The organism is Coprococcus eutactus, from assembly GCF_001404675.1.
In the GTDB taxonomy this organism is placed as follows: Bacteria; Bacillota; Clostridia; order Lachnospirales; family Lachnospiraceae; genus Coprococcus; species Coprococcus aceti.
In genome coordinates, this window is the sequence record NZ_CYXU01000003.1 from 419,792 (window position 1) to 440,468 (window position 20,677).

Below are 20,677 nucleotides of genomic sequence, written 5' to 3' on the forward strand. Positions count from 1 at the left end.
CCAAAATGAAAAATTGCAGGGAATCGAATTAAAACTTAACTAGGAATACATTCCGGCGGAGCCGGTTGTAGATAAATTATGAAGAAAGACCAGTCAAATGAAAATTGGCTGTAGAGAAACTGGAGATCACGAAAAGGAGGACTTGGGCATGGCAATATTGATAAATGAAGAGAAAAAGCTTTTCACACTGAATACCAAAAATACTACATATCAGATGAAGGTGATTGATTATGGATATCTGGCTCATCTGTATTACGGCAAGAAAATGGACGGGGATATGTCATATGTCATAACTCATTACGATAGAGGATTTTCAGGCAATCCTTACGAGGCACAGGAGAGCAGAGAGTTCTCTCTGGACAATATTCCACAGGAATACAGCTGCTACGGCAACGGAGATTTCAGAACACCTGCATTCAACGTAAAGGATATAGAAGGAGTTCACGGTTGTGATCTTAGATATGTTTCGTATGAGGTTATGGATAAAAAGTATAGTCTCAAGGGTCTTCCTGCAGCTTATACAAATGCTGGAGAGAAGGGCGAGACACTCAAGATTGTTCTTCAGGATCCGCAGGTGGGGGTAGAGGTTGAACTCCTTTACGGAATAATAGAGGAAAAAGATCTGATCACCAGATCTGCGCTCATAAGAAACATAAGCGATGCGGATATATTTGTGGCAAAGGCATCAAGTGTGAGCCTGGATTTTGTGACAGGTGATTATGATCTCATCCACTTCCATGGAAGACATGCTATGGAGCGCATGTATGAGAGAGAAGCTATAAATCATGGTGTGAAGAAGATCGGAAGCACAAGGGGTACATCAAGCCATCAGCACAGTCCATTTGTGGTTATAGCAGGCAAGGATGCGAATGAGGATGCAGGTGACTGCTATGGAATCTCACTTCTATACAGTGGAAGCTTTGGCTGTGAGGTTGAGAAGGATCAGACAGATCAGGTGAGACTTAACATGGGTGTTCAGGATGAGATGTTTGAGTATGTGCTCTATCCTGAGAGTGAGTTTGTGGCACCTGAGGTAGTTATGGTTTATTCGCCTGATGGATTTGCTGACATGTCACATAAGATGCATGACGTTGTGAGATACAATATCTGCCGTGGCGAGTACAAGACAAAGAGGAGACCTATACTCATCAACAGCTGGGAGGCAGTATACTTTGATTTCAATGGTGATGACATCGTAAATATAGCAAAGCAGGCTTCAGAGCTTGGCGTTGAGATGCTGGTTCTGGATGACGGCTGGTTTGGCGTGAGAGATGACGACAAATCAGGACTTGGTGACTGGTTTGTAAATGAGGATAAGATGGGCGGTCCTATGGCTGATGTTGTGAAAAGAGTGAAGGCTCTCGGCATGAAGTTTGGTATCTGGATCGAACCGGAGATGGTATCTGAGAAGAGCGAGCTTTTCAAGGAGCATCCTGACTATGCATTTGTGATACCTGAAAGAAAGCCGGTCATGGGAAGAAGCCAGCTGAATCTGGACTTCTCAAGAAAAGAGGTCGTAAACTGCATATTTAATCAGCTGACAGCGGTGCTTGACAAGATAGATGTTGATTATATAAAGATGGATATGAACAGAAGTATCCTAAATGTATACTCTATGACAGAGGGAATCCAGAACAATGGAACGATCCTTTACAAGTATGTACTTGGTGTATATGATTTCATGGAGAGACTTCAGGCAAGATATCCAAAGATGTTCATCGAGGGCTGCAGCGGTGGCGGTGGAAGATTTGATGCCGGAATGATGTATTACACACCACAGATCTGGTGCAGTGATGATACGGATGCCATTTGCAGGCTTGACATACAGTATGGAACTTCATTTGGCTATCCTATATCGGTGGTTGGCTCACATGTATCAGCGGTTCCGAATCACCAGACAGGCAGGACGACTCCGTTCAATACAAGAGCTGTCGTTGCCATGGCGGGAAGCTTTGGCTATGAGCTTGATCTGAACAAGGTCAGTGATGAGGAGAAGGAAGAGGTCAAGGCTCAGGTAGAAAACTACAAGAAGTATTGGGATCTCCTTCACAACGGACTCTACTATAGACTGACGGATGCAGACAAGAGCAAAGGCGTAGCTGCATGGTCATTTGTAGCAAGGGATAAGTCAGAGACACTTGTCAATATCGTGACGGTGGAAAGCTTCTGCAATGCCCCTGTACCTTTTGTCAGAGTAAAGGGACTTGATGCGGATGCCACATATGTTGACGAGGAGACTGGCGCAGAGTACAGCGGACAGGGACTTGACCAGATAGGACTTCCTGTACCACTCAAGTTCGGCGAGTACAATGCTTACCAGATCCATCTTGTTAGGAAGTAGCAAATAGATATAGGTACAAGCTTTGATGTTTTTAACTTTTAAATAAATATCTACAATACATTAGTTGAGTAATGTTATTGGTAGTTTATCGTTCAAATTTTATTGTTCGAATTGGCGCCAGTCGCCATCGTCATGTCTGAAACGGCTGACGGTGGTGGCTGGCGCTTTTTTAACGTTATAATAGGACTCAAAGATACAAAAACAGGATATTATCCTAGAGAGTGGTTTTCGTAGGTTTTCATAGTATGTCATGATTCCGGAAGTCTGCTCTGAATATCAGTGCGGCTACCATGATGAACAGGAAACATACTACCCAAGTCACCGGTTCACATACGCACACGGCAACGTAGCCGTAGACTGGAACGAGAAATACTGCAAATATTATCTTGCCGATCATCTCCAGTGCGCTGCACAGCAGCGGCGCCACTGAGTGGCACATTCCCTGAAGGGCATTTCGTACTATTACGAGAACCGCCATAGGCGGTATCATCGGTATGCTGATCCTGAGATACATGAGACCATTGGATATAACTGTATTGTCTGAGCTTCCGGTTATCAGCACTAGAATAGATCTTGCAATGGTGAAGGTGCAGATCATAGCAAGCACCCACCACACTCCATACATGGTAATGGCGGCGAATATTCCTTTCTTGATTCTGGAATTTTTGTGAGCACCATAGTTCTGGCTGGCAAATGTGGCAGCACTTGTTCCAAGGGCAATTCCCGGTGTGTAGAAGAACTCGGCAAGCCTTCTGCCGCCCACCTGGGCTGCGATGTAGACATTTCCGAGTGCGTTTATACTTCCCTGAAGAATAACACTTCCTATATTATATATGGCACTCATAAGAGCCATGCTGAGACCTGTCCAAAACATTTCAAATACAAAGTGGATAGAAACTTTCATATCCTGTTTTCCAAATCTGAGCTCAGGATATCCTCGAAGGATACAGAATAATCCGAGTATGGCACTTATTCCCTGGGAGGTGACGGTGGCAATGGCAGCACCGCGGACGCCCATGGAGAAAGGTCCCATGAACAGGTAGTCCAGAATTACGTTGAGCACGCTGCTGAACACGAGAAAGATAAGAGGTGTCACACTGTTGCCGATGGATCTCAGAAGACTTGATTCAAGATTATAAGCCATGGTGAGAGGTATTCCAGCGAGGATGACAGTAAGATAACTCAGTGCACCATCCATAGTATCGGCAGGCACCTGAAGAAGTGTCAACAGAGGCCGTCTAAGGACTAGAAATGATGTGGTGAGTAGTATTGTAGATATGGCCGACAACAGGACAGCCCAGCACACGGAGCGTTTCATCTCAATTTTATTGTCCGCACCGAAGTTTCTGCTGACGAACAGAGCAAAGCCATTATTAAGTCCGAAAGCTACATTTGTGATGAGGCTGTACAGTGCGGCGGTGGCACCTATCTGTGCAAGGGCGGTATCTCCGAGAAGGTGTCCTGCCAGGGAGGTGTCAGCCAGATTGTAAAACTGCTGAAGTATATTCCCGATAAAAAGAGGCATGGCAAAATAAAACAAAAGCTTTGCCGGGCTTCCTGTTGTCATGTCGGTTGTGCGTTTGCTCCGTTTTGTTTTTTCTGGTTTATCAATATCTAAGGCAGCATTCATAAAAATTTCTCTCCTTAAAATTTTGTATTGTAAACAATGCGACAGAGGTCCGGAGACAGCCGGAATGCTCTGCCTTGTTCGCCATCTATTGATTCTTATGATTTAATCTGTATACATAATAGCGAAATAAACGACTTGATTCTGTAACAAATACGGCCCATAATATAACAAAAGCGACATATATTGGTTCTTAACAGTTATAAGCAGGCGGTTTGGCTCGTCTGCGGGTGAACATAGAGAAAACATAGAGAAAACATAGAGAGGAGCCAGGCATGATACTACACAGGACCACGGTGATGGTCGACACACATGGAAGGGAGAGCAGGGCGGGCGATATACATCAATTTGACTTTGCTGCGTATGACGCAGATATGCATCAGTTTATATCTGGATGCATACCGCCACACTGGCATGACGAGCTGGAGGTGTTTGTTTTGCTCAGCGGACAGGTGGAGGTTGTCACTGGAGATATTTCATGCATTGTGAATGCAGGTGAGGGATGTTTTATAAACGGTGGTGTGCTTCACACTTTCCGGGCGCTGTCGCTGGGAGAGTGCCGTTATCATTCGTTTGTATTCGAAAGTTCCATAGTTGCCGGGGCGCCGGGAAGCATATTTGACACCAAATATATGAAGCCGTTTGTGGAGAAAGGGCATTCGTTTGTGCATATGAAGAGAGATGAGGGCATGGAGCCATTCTTTGAGGAATTTGACAGATGTTTTGATGCCTGCGCGGGCGAGGGTTATGCATATGAATTTGCCATCAGGGATAGCCTAACCAGAATGATATTATGTATAGCACAGAATATGAATGCACCGGGAGACTCAGACATGCCGCATCTTGCGGAGGTCAGGATAAAGGATATGCTTGGCTGGATAGACAGAAATCTAAAAGATGAGATAACCGTCAGCGGTATAGCAGGAAGTGCAAATATCTGCGTCAGGGAGTGTCAGAGGATATTCAGCCAGTATGTGCATTACAGACCGATGGAATATGTCCAACGGCGCCGCATAACACTGGCGGCCGAATTGCTCCGGACCACCCATAGACAGGTAACGGATATTGCACTTGAGTGTGGCTTCAGCAGTGTGAGTTACTTCATAAAGCAATTCAAAAATATTGTGGGATGTACCCCTACGGGCTATAGAAAGAAGGGTGGAGACAGTGAGAAATGATATACAGTGTTTTGGCAAAATTCCTTCAACGGAATAAACATTTTAGTTGGACATATAACGTATAAAATGCTACCATTATACTATGTATATGAACAACAAGGTAAATTTGCCGTGAGACAGATAAATTTTGATCAGATTTAACACAGAAGGAGAGCAGCATGGACGAGAATAACACGAATGGATTTGGGAATACGGACGATGAATACGAAGACGAGGGAACCACAGTTCTCACAACTCCCGGCGTAAGTGCATTTGCAAATGCGCAAGGGGCTGGACAGAGTGGAGATGCAAGTGACGGACAGCCTCATCCGTCAGGACAGCCTGAACAGCAGAATATGTATGGGGGATTTGGACAGTTTCAGCAGCCGGGTCAGCCAGAGCAGCAGAATATGTATAGCGGATTTGGACAGTTCCAGCAGCCAGAGCAGCAGAATCAGTATGGTGGATTTAACCAGTTCCAGCAACCGGGCCAGCCAGAGCAGCAGAACAACCAGTACGGCGGTTTCAGCCAGTTCCAGCAGCCAGGCCAGCCAGGACAGCAGAACAACCAGTACGGAGGCTTTAATCAGTCCCAGCAGCCAGGCCAGCCAGAACAGCAGAACAACCAGTACGGAGGATTTAACCAGTTCCAGCAGCCAGGTCAGCCAGGCCAGCCAGAACAGCAGAACAACCAGTACGGAGGATTTAACCAGTTCCAGCAGCCAGGTCAGCAGAACAACCAGTACGGAGGCTTTAATCAGTTCCAGCAGCCAGGTCAGCAGAACAACCAGTACGGAGGCTTTAATCAGTTTCAGCAGCCAGGTCAGCAGAACCAGTATGGACAGCCAGGACCACAGGCTGGTGTCCCTCAGGGCGCAGACATGAAGCCGGGCATGAAACTCAACAAAAAGCTTGTTGCGATAATTGGTGGAATAGTCGCAGTAGTAATCATCGTGATTATTGTGCTGGTGTTAGCACTTTCTGGTGGTAAGGGACAGAGAAGTGCGACAAAGATCGGTGATGAGCTTGCGAAGGCATACGAAAATGGTGATGCAGATGCCATGATTGAGCTGATGAAAGATGACTACTATGAGCTTTATAACGAGACATGGGGCGATAACTTTGTCGAGGATCAGTTCAACGAGGACGTTCAGGATATGAAGGAAGAAGTTGGAACAGTAAAGAGCATCAAGATAGAGGATAGATCAGAGGAGAAGTATGAAAAAGACGAGATAGAAGATGTAAATAAGACACTTGATAGGCTTAATGTTGATATGAAAGTGGATGATTGTCTTGAAATCGATATGGATGTCGAGATAAAGGGTTCAGAAGATGACGCAGATGGCAAGATAACATACACTGTAGTGAAGTCAGGCAGCAAGTGGTATCTCGTGGACTACGATCTTTATGTATATTAAGATAAGAAAGGCCGTTGCAGTGATTTTAAAGTTAAGAAAGCACTGTGATGGCTTATAATAAGTACATATTTTTATTCTTCGGATGCAACAGGTTCATTTGATGTATGTGTTGAGAAAAAGCCAAAGCCAATGAGCATGGAGCACAGCCAAAAGTGCGGTCGTAAAGAAATAGTGGTTAAAAACAGGTCAACATAAAGTTGAGTCTACAGCAAATATAGCGATTGACAAACCACAAATACTTGCTATACTAAGGAATGGATAGATGATAAAAACGATGACAGAGACAGTACGGAGTCTGCGAGATCAGCAGCGAGCCGGGGGCGGTGCGAGCCCGGTGACAGTAGAGACTTTCGGAATATCACTCTGGAGTTGCAGACCAAAAGAGCTGCGGTGTCAAAGCGGTGATAATCGGTGAGGCATTTGTGGCATATCAAGTAGGCTCTGACGTATTTCCTGCGTTAAGGGGAGCGCATATGTTAGTATGTAAGTAATAGGTGGTATAACGAACTCAAAGCCCTTCGTCCTGATTACGACGAAGGGCTTTTTTATATTTATCACAGAAAGGAAAGACGACATGTACGACAAGGTTTCGACTAAACTGGAATTCGTGAACAGAGAGCAGAAGGTATTGGACTTCTGGAAAGAAAATCAGGTATTTGAGAAGAGTGTTGAAGAGACAAAAGATCTGCCAACATACACATTCTACGATGGCCCTCCAACAGCAAATGGTAAGCCACATATCGGACACGTTCTTACACGTGTAATCAAGGATATGATCCCTAGATATCAGACAATGAAGGGACATAACGTAGTCAGAAAGGCCGGATGGGATACACACGGTCTGCCTGTTGAGCTCGAGGTTGAAAAGCTCTTGGGAATCGACGGCAAGGAGCAGATAGAGGAGTACGGACTGGAGCCATTTATCCAGAAATGTAAGGAGTCCGTATGGAAATATAAAGGCATGTGGGAAGAGTTCTCAGGCAAGGTAGGTTTCTGGGCTGATATGGACAACCCATATGTAACATATCATGATGACTTCATCGAGTCAGAGTGGTGGGCGCTGAAGAAGATCTGGGATCAGGGACTTCTGTACAAGGGCTTCAAGATCGTGCCTTACTGCCCAAGATGTGGTACACCTCTTTCAAGCCATGAGGTTGCACAGGGATATAAGACAGTCAAGGAGCGTTCAGCAGTAGTAAGATTCAAGGTTATCGGAGAGGACGCATATTTCCTCGCATGGACAACAACACCTTGGACACTTCCTTCAAACGTAGCACTCTGTGTAAATCCAGATGAGACATACGTGAAGGTTAAGGCAGCAGACGGCTACACATATTATCTTGCACAGGCGCTTGCAGACAAGGTTCTCGGCGGTCTTGCAAAGGAAGCAGCAGACGATCAGGCAGCAGTTCCTGCATACGAGGTTCTTGAGACATATGTCGGTAAGGATCTTGAGTACAAGGAGTATGAGCCACTCTATGAGTGCGTAAAGCCTGTATGTGAGAAGCAGCACAAGAAGGGCCACTTCATCACATGTGACACTTATGTAACTATGACAGATGGTACCGGTATCGTTCATATCGCACCTGCATTTGGTGAGGACGATGCAAATGTCGGAAGAAACTACGATCTTCCATTTGTACAGTTTGTAGATGGCAAGGGTGACCTCACTGAGGAGACTCCATTTGCCGGAATGTTCGTAAAGGATGCAGATCCTGAGGTACTCAAGGATCTGGACGCAAGGGGACTTCTCTTCGATGCGCCTAAGTTCGAGCATGAGTATCCACACTGCTGGAGATGTGACACACCACTTATCTACTACGCAAGAGATACATGGTTCATCAAGATGACAGCGGTAAGAGACAAGCTGGTTAAGAATAATGACACTGTAAACTGGATCCCGGAGAGCATCGGTAAGGGACGTTTCGGCGACTGGCTGAAGAACGTTCAGGACTGGGGACTTTCAAGAAACCGTTACTGGGGTACTCCGCTGAACATCTGGGAGTGTGAGTGCGGATGCAGACATGCCATCGGATCAAAGGAAGAGCTCCGTTCGATGAGTGACAACTGCCCTGAGGACATCGAGCTTCACCGTCCGTTCATCGACGCTGTAACCATCAAGTGTCCTGAGTGTGGCAAGCAGATGCACAGAGTTACAGAGGTTATTGATTGCTGGTTCGATTCAGGATCAATGCCATTTGCACAGTGGCACTATCCGTTTGAGAATCAGGATATATTTGAGAAGCACTTCCCTGCTGACTTCATCAGTGAGGCTGTTGACCAGACAAGAGGATGGTTCTACTCACTTATGGCGATCTCAACACTGCTGTTCGACAAGGCTCCGTTTAAGAACGTAATCGTTCTCGGACATGTCCAGGATAAGGACGGACAGAAGATGAGTAAGTCCAAGGGAAATGCGGTAGATCCTATGGATGCTCTGAACAAATATGGTGCAGATGCCATCAGATGGTACTTCTACAGCAATTCAGCACCATGGCTTCCTAACAGATTCCATGAGGATGCGGTTGTTGAGTGTCAGAGAAAGTTCATGGGTACACTGTGGAACACATATGCGTTCTATGTACTCTATGCAAATATAGACAACTTCAATCCACTTGAGCATGAGCTAGAGTACGACAAGTTGTCACTTATGGATAAGTGGCTTCTGTCCAAGCTGAACTCAACAGTCAAGGCAGTTGACGCAAACCTTGGCGCATACAAGATCCCTGAGACAACAAGAGTTCTCGAGGAGTTCGTGGATGACATGAGTAACTGGTATGTCCGTCGTGGCCGTGAGAGATACTGGGCAAAGGGCATGGAGCAGGATAAGGTAAATGCTTACATGACACTTTACACAGCGCTCGTTACTATAGCACAGACAGTAGCTCCTATGCTCCCATTCATGGCAGAGGATATTTACCAGAATCTGGTTAGAAATATAGACAAGGATGCACCTCTCTCAGTTCATCTGTGCTCATTCCCTGAGGTGGATGAGAAGATGATCGATCCAGAGCTTGAGGTAGCTATGGACGAGATCCTGAAGATCGTAGTTCTGGGACGTGCAGCAAGAAATACAGCAAATATCAAGAACAGACAGCCAATCGGCAAGATGTATGTCAAGGCTGACAAGAAGCTTTTCGGTGAGGAGAAGGCAATCATCGAGGATGAGCTGAATGTGAAGAACGTTGAGTTCGATGATGATGTAAGCGCTTACACAACATACAGCTTCAAGCCACAGCTTCGTACAGTCGGACCTAAGTACGGTAAGCACCTTGGCAAGATCAAGGAGCATCTGTCAGCACTGGATGGCAACGCAGCCATGGCAGAGCTCAAGGCAGAGGGCGCTCTGAAGTTTGAGGCAGACGGAGAGGAGATTGTACTCACTGAGGCTGATCTCCTGATCGACATGGCTCAGATGGACGGTTTCGTATCTGAGGCAGACGGCGGTGTGACAGTAGTTATCGACACAAATCTGTCAGAGGAGCTTCTTGAGGAAGGATTTGTCCGTGAGATAGTATCCAAGGTTCAGACTATGAGAAAAGAGGCTGGATTCGAGGTTATGGACAAGATCACTGTATACGCTGACGGAAGCCAGAAGGCAAATGACATCATCGCAGCAAATGCGGATGCCATCATCGGCGACGTTATGGCAACAGAGATCATAACCGGCTCGGTTGACGGATACACCAAAGAGTGGAACATCAACGGTGAGAAGGTAACTCTTGGAGTGAAGAAGAACGACTAAGGGATATAATATTAGGGTTTAAAACAGGCATTTTGGAAAAAATATCCCTGATCAAGAGAATACGGTCCGAAAGGTACAAATCTTAAAGATTTTGTATCTTTCGGGCTATTTTTATGTGATTTAGGAAAATTTTGTACTTTCTTTAAATATATTTGGATATTAGGGGATGACGGTGGAATTACGATTTATTAAGTTTGTGTATGTGTGGTGTTGGGAGTATATTATTGTATGAATAAATCGTACAAAGGACTGCCGTCAATATGTATATTGGCCAGTCAGAAAAACAAAGGAGAAAAAAGATGATAGCAATTTTCATTGCACCTTTTTACATAGCGTTAAATATATATTTGTTCTGGAGAATAAAGGGCTGGGTACAGGCATATTTCCCGAAACTCAAAGGCAAGAAGGGCTGGATAGTCCCGATAGTGCTATATGCATTTCTGGCGTCGGCGCTGGTGATCGCATTCTTCCTGCCACAGGGAAGGTTCAAACGTGGCATGAAGCTGGTGGGAAATTACTGGCTGGGTGTTCTGCTTTATATGATATTCTTCATAGTGATAGCCGAGCTTGGAAGATTCCTACTGCTTCATGTATTCAGAGTGAGCAAAGATAAGATATGTGTGCCGCGGGTTCGCAGGATAGTAGGCTGTGTGTGCGCAACACTTATCATGTGTATATCATTCTGGGGAGTGGTAAATGCGAGACTTGTGCGGGTGACGCCTTATGATGTGACCATCAATAAGGAAGCACGGGATGAGAATGGTCAGAAGATGGATTCCATGAAGATAGTGCTGGTTGCAGATCTTCATCTTGGATACAACATAGGCGTCAGGCAGGTTCAAAGAATAGTGAATTCTATAAATAAGCAGGACGCAGATCTGGTGCTGATAGCGGGTGATATATTTGACAACGAATGGGAAGCCGTTGACCAGCCGGAGGAGCTTGAGAAAATACTCCGGGGGATCAAATCAAAGTATGGAGTGTATGCATGCTATGGCAACCACGATATACAGGAGCAGGTGCTTGCCGGATTTACATTTGGCGGACAGAAGGAGAAGACCAGCAGCCCTGAGATGGACGAGTTTATAGAGAAAGCGGGAATCACACTTCTTCGCGACGAGGGAGTGCTGATAAACGATTCCATATATATCTATGGCCGCCGCGATGCCCACAGACCGGGAAATGGAGCCACAGACAGAGCATCCGCGGACGAGATTACGGAAAATATGGACAAATCAAAGCCCATCATAGTTCTCGATCACGAACCAAAGGAGCTGGAGGAGCTGTCGTCGGCAGGTGTGGATATGGATCTGTGTGGACACACCCATGACGGACAAATGTTTCCAGGCAACATACTTGTGGCGATGATGTGGGAAAATTCCTGCGGCTACCTGAACGTTGACGGCATGCACAACATAGTGACATCCGGAGTCGGTGTATTTGGCCCCGATATGAGAGTTGGAACCAAGGCGGAGATATGCCCGATAACGGTGAATTTTAAATGACCACCACACCGCATAATATTTTGCCAACCGCCCACATAACTTAATTAATAAAGGAAAATAACCATAATACCACAATGCTCTGGACTTTGTGGCAAAAATAAAGTAAATTTACGGGTATATAAACTGATTCGGACCAAAAAATGAGGGGAGTGCCGGGTCGGATAATATGGATAACCTGGAAAGAGGAGGCGGTTGTATGGAAAAGTTAAATGAGATCGTGTCGGCGGTGGATGGATTTGTCTGGGGACCGGTCATGCTGGTGCTTCTGGTTGGAACTGGAATATTTCTGACGATCAGAACAGGATTTCTTCCCTGGAGGAACCTCGGCTATGCGCTGAAGAGTACACTTAGCAAGGAGGCAAGGACAAAGAGCAGAGGAACCGGAGACGTGTCACCATTTTCGGCACTGACCACCGCGCTTGCTGCAACCATAGGAACGGGAAATATCGTTGGTGTTGCAACGGCCATGGTATCGGGAGGTCCGGGAGCACTGGTGTGGATGTGGATATCTGCAGCATTTGGTATGACATCCAAGTTCTCAGAGTGTATGCTTGCTATCAAGTATCGTGAGGTGAATGCCAAGGGCGAGATGAGCGGCGGTCCTATGTACACTATGAAGAAGGCGTTCAAGCATAAGAAGTTTGGTGCAGTGCTGGGCTGGCTGTTCGCACTCTTTGCAGTCATCGCTTCATTTGGAATAGGAAATATGACACAGGCCAATTCCATATCTGAATCTCTTAGCAGTACATTCAGCGTGCCTACATATGTTACAGGAATCATACTTACGGTTTTTGCCCTTCTTATAATAGTTGGAGGAATCAAGACCATATCTAAGGTGTCATCAGTTGTTGTTCCTTTGATGGCGATATTCTATGTTGTAGCCGGACTTATTTTAATAATCGTCAATATCCAGAATCTTCCGGCAGGAGTTGCCATGATATTCAAGATGGCATTCTCAGTCAAGGCAGTCGGTGGCGGTCTGTGTGGTACGATCACAGTAGCTATGATGAACGCCATGAGATTCGGTGTTGCCAGAGGAGTATTCTCAAATGAAGCTGGAATGGGCTCTGCGGCCATCACGGCGGCGGCTGCCACAACAGACAATCCTGTCCGTCAGGGTTACATCAATATGACAGGTACATTCTGGGATACTATAGTAGTCTGCACCATCACAGGTCTCTGTATTGCATCATCGGGTGTGCTTGGTATTACTGAGAACAGTACAAAGGGCAGCTATCAGGTGAGCGGAACGGCGGTTACTGTGGAGGCTGTTGATTCTGACAACAAGATTACCACGACGGATTATACATATGAATTCACAGATGACCAGCTCATTCTGACAGATACATCCAATTCGTCAAATACACTGACTCTTTCTGTTCTTCCATCCGACGAACTCAACAAGGATGAGAATACAAAGCTTGCAAGTGAGCTTGCGGTGGAGGAGAGTCAGGCAGCCATAGGAAGTCTTACCGGTACATGGACTGATGCAGCCGGAAACCATTATACATTTGCTGAAGATGGAACATTTGCCTGCTCAACTGTTATAAAAGGTGCAGCTCTCACGATACTGTCATTTGGCTCTGCACTTGGCAAGGTGGGAGGCTGGCTCGTAACTATAGGAATTGTGCTCTTCGCATTCTCCACGATCCTTGGATGGGAGTATCACGGAGAGAAGGCATTTGAGTATCTGTTCAAGTCACACAAGTACAATATGATATACAGGATAGTGTTCTCGCTCGTTGTATACGTAGGCGCGACGATATCACTGGATCTTGTATGGAACTTCTCAGATATAGCGAATGCGCTCATGGCGATTCCGAACCTTATCTGTCTGCTGGCATTAAGCGGAGAGATCGCAAAGGATATAAAGGAATTCCAGGCGGTTATCAAGGCAGAGAAAGTATCAAAGTAGAATATTAAATCCGGGGACAGAGGGGTCAGGTACCTCCGTCCCTTTTTTTATACTCTCTTAACCTAACTTTATACTTACTTTATTTTTTGTCCAAATTATGTTCATAAGTGATGGTTATTATATACAATATATGGGGACGGAGGTACCTGACCCCTCCGTACCCATGAGTAGATTAGAATACCATTACAGAGAGGTTGACATATATGAGCAGAGTAGTAGGAATAGACCTGGGAACAACAAACAGCTGTGTGGCAGTGCTTGAGGGCGATCAGCCAACTGTCATACCGAATTCGGAGGGCGGCAGGACCACACCTTCCATAGTAGCCATCACAAAGAATGGAGAGAGACTGGTGGGTGAGTCTGCCAGGAGACAGATGACTGTGAATGTGGACAGAACTATCACATCCATCAAGAGAGCGATGGGAACAACATACAGAAAGAGGATAGACGGCAAGGACTATTCGCCGCAGGAGATATCCGCCATCATACTTGCAAAGCTGAAGAGCGATGCTGAGAGTTATCTGGGCGGACCGGTATCTGATGCAGTCATAACAGTTCCGGCTTACTTTGACGACAGCCAGAGACAGGCCACAAAGGACGCCGGAAGAATAGCGGGACTGAATGTGCTTCGAATCATAAATGAGCCTACATCGGCGGCTCTCGCCTATGGTCTTGACAATGGACAGGCGCAGAAGATACTTGTATACGATCTGGGCGGAGGAACATTTGACGTGTCTGTTATAGAGATAGGGGACAGCGTCATAGAGGTTCTTGCCACCGCGGGAGACAATCATCTAGGCGGAGATGATTTTGATGAGAGGCTGCTGGACTACGTCATCAAGACCTTTAAAAAGGAGACAAAGGTCAATCTGGCGAAGGATATCACGGCATCCCAGCGAGTGAGGGAAGCCTGTGAGAATGCCAAGAAGGAGCTCTCATTTGCGCAGACTGCACACATCAATCTGCCATTTATATCGACAGTGAAGAATCAGCCGGTGCATCTGGATATGACGATAACCAGGGAGCAGTTCAACGAGCTCACCTATGACCTGGTGGAGAGAACGGCGGGACCTGTAAACCAGGCATTATCCGATGCGGGCATAACGAGAAATCAGATAGACAAAGTGCTGCTGGTGGGTGGCTCCACCCGTATACCGGCGGTTGTGGATAAGGTTCGTGCCATAACCGGCAGGGAGCCATCCAAGAATATGAACCCGGACGAGTGCGTTGCCATGGGTGCGGCGGTCCAGGGAAGCAAGCTCAGCGGCGAGCTCACCGTGTCGAACAAGGTGAATGACATTCTCCTCATGGATGTGACACCTCTTTCGCTGTCCATTGAGACCCTTGGAGGCGTGGCAAATGTCATCATTCCGAGAAATTCTGCCATTCCGACCAGGGCATCAAAGATATTTACCACGGCGGGCAATTTCCAGAGGGATGTCGAGATCAAGGTGTACCAGGGCGAGAGACATTTCACAAGGGACAACAAGCTGCTAGGCAACTTCAGGCTCAGCGGTATCAAGAGAGCCATGGCGGGCGTTCCTCAGATCGAGGTCACATTTGACATGGATGCAAATGGTATTCTCAAGGTTTCAGCTAAGGATCTTGGCAGGGGCGTGGAACAGCAGATAGTGATCACATCCAGCACCAACCTTTCGGAGGAGGAGATCCGCAGAGCAAGGGAGGATGCGAAGAAGTACGAGGATGACGTGGCTGGAGCCAGGGAGTTCAAAGACATTATGAACGAGGCCGAGTCGTATGTATATAAGGTAGAGAATCTTCTTGAGACCAGGGGCGCACAGCTTGACAAGAAGGAGATGAAACGGATCAAGAGCGACTGCGAGTATCTGAAGAAGCTTGTGACACGAACTGACATGAATCATGTAGATGATGTGGAGATGGGCAGGATGAAGGAAGCCTACAGGCAGCTTCAGGAATCCGCAGAGAAGCTGGAGACAATGTAAGAATTTGCGAGGAGAATGGTGAATTATGAAAGACAAATTTATAAGATTTATGAGATCCAGGTACGGCAACGATCAGTTGTCATCATTCCTTACCTGGGGCGGATTGATTTTTATGGTGCTGGATGCATTTATCAAGACAGGGATATTTTATTTCCTTGGACTTCTCATGTTCATATATGGATATGTCAGGATCATGTCCAAGAACTATGACAAGCGCGCGGCGCAGAACAGATGGTTCATGGAGCATACCGCGGGCGTGAGGAATATATTCAAGCGCGCGAAGAAACAGAAGGAAGCCGGCAAGGAATACAAGATATTTGTCTGCAGCAAATGCCAGCAGATGATCAGAGTGCCAAGAGGAAAGGGCAAGATAGAGATCAGATGCCCTAAGTGCGGCAACAGATTTGTGAAGAAGTCTTAGTGATGATGCGGACTTTAGATATTTTGAGTTGAAATACAGTGTGGAGATTGAGAGATGTTTGGATATATAGTGGTGAACCAGCCTGAGCTTAAGATGAAAGAATATGATGAATACCGTAAGTATTATTGCGGCCTGTGCAAATCGCTGAAGGACAGATATGGTGCCAGAGGACAGATAAGTCTCAGCTATGATATGACATTTCTGGTCCTTCTTCTGACGGGACTGTACGAACCGGAGAAGCACTCGGGCAGCAGAAGATGTATCGCACACCCGACATCGAAGCATACTTATGTACAGAACGAGTACACAGATTATGTTGCTGATATGAACGTGATCCTTACCTATTATAAATGTATAGATGACTGGGATGATGAGCATATGCTTACCCGAAAGCTGTATGCGGATGTGCTGCTCTCAGGACAAAATGGCAGGAGGCTCAAGGAAGATTATCAACAGAAGATCCAGGTTATTGCGGAGAACCTAAAGGCGATAAGCGAGCTGGAGGAGGCAGGATCTGATGACATGGATGCATTGTCGGGGCATTTTGGCAATATAATGGCAGAGATATGTGCCCCGAAACATGATGAGTGGGAATCATATCTCCGCACCATAGGCTATTATCTGGGCAAATTTGTCTACATAATGGACGCGTATGACGATATAGAGAAGGATATAGGTGCCGGAAATTACAATCCATTCGTGTGCAGGCTTGCGCATGAGCTGGGTGTTGAGGTACAATCAGTGGGTGTGGATAAAACCATAGAACAGGACAAATGGCAGGAGCTTGCAGAGTGGACGAAGGATGTTCTGATGATGATGGTGGCACCACTTGCTAAAGAGTATGAGATGCTTCCCATTATTGAAAATGTAGGTATACTCAGGAACATAATATACTCAGGAATATGGGAAGCATATTATTCGACTACAAATAGAAGATGCGGCGATGAGGAATAAATTATGAAAGATCCTTACGAGGTGCTGGGACTCAAAAGAGGTGCCAGCGAAGAAGAAGTAAAAAAAGCATATAGAAGGCTGAGCCGGAAGTATCATCCGGATGCGAATATCAACAATCCTCACAAGGATGAGGCTGAGGAAAAGTTCAAGGAGATACAGCAGGCTTACAAGTCCATAGTGAGCGGTGAGGCTGACCGTGCAAGTTACGGTGGTGCTGGTGGGTATGGAACTGGAAGCTCGCAGGGCTACGGCGGCGGTTATGGATCTGGCGGTTCATATGGTCCGTATGGTGGAAGTTCTTACGGCGGTTCGTCAGGAGGCTACGGACAGTATGATGATCCATTTGGCGGTTTCGGAGGATTTGGCCCATTTGGTTTCGGTGGCTATCAGAGACAGAATGACTACGATCCGAATGATAAAGATTCCAGATATTTTCAGGCCGCGAAGAACTATATGAACAGCGGAAGCTATGAGGAGGCGAAGAACGTCCTCAATCAGATAGAGAATCACGATGCCAAGTGGCACTATTACAGTGGCGTGTGCAACGCCGGACTTGGCAATCAGATAAGAGCCATGGAGATGCTGAAGCGTGCAATGGAGCTTGAGCCGGGCAATCAGGAATACCGCCAGGCGTATGAGTCCATCAAGAGCGGCCGTCAGTGGTACATGGACAGAGGTGCCGGGTATGGAATGGATATGCCGACCGGCGGAAAGTTTTGTAACAATATTTGTACTATATGTGCTCTCATGTCGTGCTGCATGGGCGGTATGCCTTGCGTGTGCTGCATGCCGAGTGGATACGGACGAAGTTAGATATAAAACCCCTGGGAGTTGCCTCTCTCAGGGGTTTTATATCGTATACGTGGTGCATTTACAATATTCTGGTAATCATTGAAAACGCAAGAACCCCCAATTAATCTCGATATTATCAGACATTTATCGCCTTTTATGTAAAAAAACTGCAAATTCTATTTGACTATAGTCTAATTTTATAGTGTTATTTAACAAATTTTTTCTCATGTATTGTTAAAAAAAAAGGTTGATGATAGAATGAAACAGTGAAAATGGAAAAAATTATATCTATTTATCCAAGGAGGGAATGAATCAGATGAAGATGTTAGCAGATTTCGATAAGGAAGGCTTCAAGAAGGAAGTCATTACTAACGTAAAGACCCTTTTCCGCAAGCCTATCGAGGAGGCTACTCCACAGCAGGTATTCCAGGCAGTCAGCTACGCAGTAAAGGACGACATCATTGACAGATGGATTGCTACACACAAGGAGTATGAGAAGAAGAACGTCAAGACAGTTTATTATCTGTCTATGGAGTTCCTTATGGGTAGAGCACTCGGTAACAATCTTATCAACTTGACTTACTATGATGCAGTTAAGGAAGCACTTGACGAGTTAGGATTTGACCTGAACTTTATAGAGGATCAGGAGCCTGATGCCGCTCTGGGTAATGGCGGTCTCGGACGTCTTGCAGCTTGTTTCCTTGATTCATTGGCAACACTTGGTTATCCTGCATACGGTTGTGGTATCAGATACAAGTATGGTATGTTCAAGCAGGGTATCAAGGATGGATATCAGGTTGAGATGCCGGATGACTGGCTCAAGGATGGCAACCCATTCGAGGTTAAGCGTTCAGAGTACGCTGTTGAAGTTAAGTTCGGTGGATATGTCAGAGTTGAGAACAAGAATGGCAGAAACTACTTTATACAGGATGGATATCAGTCAGTTCGTGCCGTACCTTATGACCTTCCAGTCATCGGTTATGGCAACAACGTTGTAAATACACTTAGAATCTGGGATGCTGAGGCAATCCAGGAGTTCTGCCTTGACTCATTTGATAAGGGTGAGTATGAGAAGGCAGTAGAGCAGCAGAACCTTGCAAAGACTATCGTTGAGGTTCTCTATCCAAATGACAATCACTACGCAGGTAAGGAGCTCAGACTGAGACAGCAGTATTTCTTCATCTCAGCTTCAGTTCAGAGAGCAATCCTCAAGTTCAAGGAGCTCAACAAGGACATCCACAAGCTGCCAGAGAAGGTGACATTCCAGATGAATGATACACATCCAACAGTAGCAGTTGCCGAGCTCATGAGAATCCTCATGGATGAGGAAGGCCTTGAGTGGGATGACGCATGGGATATTACAACAAGAACATGTGCATACACCAACCATACGATCATGGCAGAGGCACTTGAGAAGTGGCCTATCGAGCTGTTCTCAAGACTGCTTCCACGTATCTACCAGATCGTTGAGGAGATCAACAGAAGATTCGTTCTCAAGATTCAGGAGATGTATCCAGGCAACCAGGATAAGGTTAAGAATATGGCAGTTCTGTACGATGGCCAGGTTAAGATGGCTCATCTTGCAATTGCAGGTTCTTACTCGGTAAACGGTGTTGCAGCTCTTCATACCAAGATCCTTGAGGAGAGAGAGCTTAAGGACTTCTATGAGATGAGACCAGAGCAGTTCAACAACAAGACAAATGGTATCACTCAGAGACGTTTTCTGCTTCATGCTAACCCACTTCTTGCAAACTGGATCACAGACAAGATCGGTGACGAGTGGATAACCAATCTTTCACACCTTAAGAAGCTTAAGGTATATGTGAACGATGAGAAGTGCCAGCATGAGTTTATGAACATCAAGTACCAGAACAAGATCCGTCTTGCAAAGTACATCAAGGAGCACAACAATGTGGATGTAGATCCTCGTTCAATCTTCGATGTACAGGTTAAGAGGCTTCATGAGTACAAGAGACAGCTTCTGAACATCCTTCATGTTATGCATCTGTATAACAGACTGAAGACAGAGCCAGAATTCGATATGTACCCAAGAACATTCATCTTTGGAGCAAAGGCATCAGCAGGATATAAGAGAGCTAAGCTTATCATCAAGCTCATCAACTCAGTTGCAGATGTTGTCAACAACGATGCTTCAATCGAAGGCAAGATCAAGGTTGTATTTATAGAGAACTACAGAGTATCCAATGCCGAGATCATCTTCGCAGCAGCAGATGTATCAGAGCAGATCTCAACAGCTTCAAGAGAGGCTTCAGGTACAGGTAACATGAAGTTCATGCTGAACGGTGCACCTACACTTGGAACCATGGACGGAGCAAATGTAGAGATCGTTGAGGAAGTTGGCATCGAGAACGCATTTATCTTCGGACTTTCAGCAGAAGAGGTTATGAAGTATGAGCGCGAGGGCGGCTACAACCCAATGGATATCTACAATAACAACCAGGCTGTAAGAAGAGTTCTCACACAGCTTATCGATGGTACTTATGCACCGGATGATCCGGACAGATTCAGAGATCTCTATGATTCTCTTACAAAGGAAGATGTATACTTCATCCTTAAGGACTTCGATTCATATGCAGAGGCTCAGCAGAAGGTTGATAAGGCATACCAGGATGAGAAGGGCTGGGCAAAGATGGCTATGCTCAACACAGCATGTGCTGGAAAGTTCTCATCAGACAGAACTATCGAGGAGTATGCAAAGGAGATCTGGAAGCTTAAGAAGGTTAAGGTTTCCCTTGATAAGTAATTATCAGATAGAATGAAATAACAAAATAAAGGACGGACATCATATGGTAAGGATCGTATGGTGTCCGTTTTTAT

12 protein-coding genes are annotated in these 20,677 nt (G+C 45.8%); 11 read left to right on the forward strand and 1 reads right to left on the reverse strand.

Annotated features, from left to right (window positions below; translation table 11 throughout):
* The first annotated feature begins 148 nt into the window (after nucleotides 1–148).
* Nucleotides 149–2,341 carry an alpha-galactosidase gene (locus ARA78_RS08875; protein ID WP_055280389.1) on the forward strand — a complete coding sequence of 731 codons (2,193 nt, stop codon included), beginning with the start codon at nucleotides 149–151 and terminating at the stop codon, nucleotides 2,339–2,341.
* A 238-nt stretch (nucleotides 2,342–2,579) separates the two neighbouring features.
* Here the strand turns inward: ARA78_RS08875 and ARA78_RS08880 are convergent, their stop codons facing one another.
* Entirely contained in the window at nucleotides 2,580–3,971 is a 1,392-nt protein-coding gene (locus ARA78_RS08880; protein WP_082423618.1) for an MATE family efflux transporter, read from the reverse strand.
* A gap of 272 nt (nucleotides 3,972–4,243) precedes the next feature.
* Between ARA78_RS08880 and ARA78_RS08885 the strand changes: the two genes are divergently transcribed.
* The 10 genes from ARA78_RS08885 (at nucleotide 4,244) to ARA78_RS08930 (ending at nucleotide 20,603) form a co-directional block, all read left to right on the forward strand.
* Nucleotides 4,244–5,146 (forward strand): AraC family transcriptional regulator, encoded by a 903-nt coding sequence (locus tag ARA78_RS08885; protein WP_055280390.1) that lies wholly within the window; start codon nucleotides 4,244–4,246, stop codon nucleotides 5,144–5,146.
* A gap of 158 nt (nucleotides 5,147–5,304) precedes the next feature.
* On the forward strand, nucleotides 5,305–6,543 hold the full coding sequence (locus ARA78_RS08890; protein WP_055280391.1) for a hypothetical protein: 1,239 nt from the start codon (nucleotides 5,305–5,307) through the stop codon (nucleotides 6,541–6,543).
* Between the two features lie 574 nt (nucleotides 6,544–7,117).
* Entirely contained in the window at nucleotides 7,118–10,288 is a 3,171-nt protein-coding gene (gene ileS / locus ARA78_RS08895; protein ID WP_004852635.1) for an isoleucine--tRNA ligase, read from the forward strand.
* Between the two features lie 299 nt (nucleotides 10,289–10,587).
* Complete coding sequence (locus tag ARA78_RS08900; protein ID WP_022058403.1) at nucleotides 10,588–11,793, forward strand: metallophosphoesterase; 1,206 nt, start codon at nucleotides 10,588–10,590, stop codon at nucleotides 11,791–11,793.
* 196 nt (nucleotides 11,794–11,989) lie between these two features.
* Nucleotides 11,990–13,708 carry an alanine/glycine:cation symporter family protein gene (locus tag ARA78_RS08905; protein WP_055280392.1) on the forward strand — a complete coding sequence of 573 codons (1,719 nt, stop codon included), beginning with the start codon at nucleotides 11,990–11,992 and terminating at the stop codon, nucleotides 13,706–13,708.
* 203 nt (nucleotides 13,709–13,911) lie between these two features.
* Entirely contained in the window at nucleotides 13,912–15,672 is a 1,761-nt protein-coding gene (dnaK, locus tag ARA78_RS08910) for a molecular chaperone DnaK (RefSeq protein ID WP_055280393.1), read from the forward strand.
* Nucleotides 15,673–15,697: 25 nt separating this feature from the next.
* The gene (locus ARA78_RS08915; protein ID WP_015534466.1) at nucleotides 15,698–16,093 is read left to right on the forward strand and encodes a hypothetical protein; all 396 of its coding nucleotides are present in this window, start codon (nucleotides 15,698–15,700) and stop codon (nucleotides 16,091–16,093) included.
* Between the two features lie 54 nt (nucleotides 16,094–16,147).
* The gene (locus ARA78_RS08920; RefSeq protein ID WP_055280394.1) at nucleotides 16,148–17,047 is read left to right on the forward strand and encodes a DUF5685 family protein; all 900 of its coding nucleotides are present in this window, start codon (nucleotides 16,148–16,150) and stop codon (nucleotides 17,045–17,047) included.
* 3 nt (nucleotides 17,048–17,050) lie between these two features.
* Nucleotides 17,051–17,860 (forward strand): J domain-containing protein, encoded by an 810-nt coding sequence (locus ARA78_RS08925; RefSeq protein ID WP_055145867.1) that lies wholly within the window; start codon nucleotides 17,051–17,053, stop codon nucleotides 17,858–17,860.
* Nucleotides 17,861–18,155: 295 nt separating this feature from the next.
* Nucleotides 18,156–20,603 (forward strand): glycogen/starch/alpha-glucan phosphorylase, encoded by a 2,448-nt coding sequence (locus tag ARA78_RS08930; protein WP_015534469.1) that lies wholly within the window; start codon nucleotides 18,156–18,158, stop codon nucleotides 20,601–20,603.
* Nucleotides 20,604–20,677 lie beyond the last annotated feature (74 nt).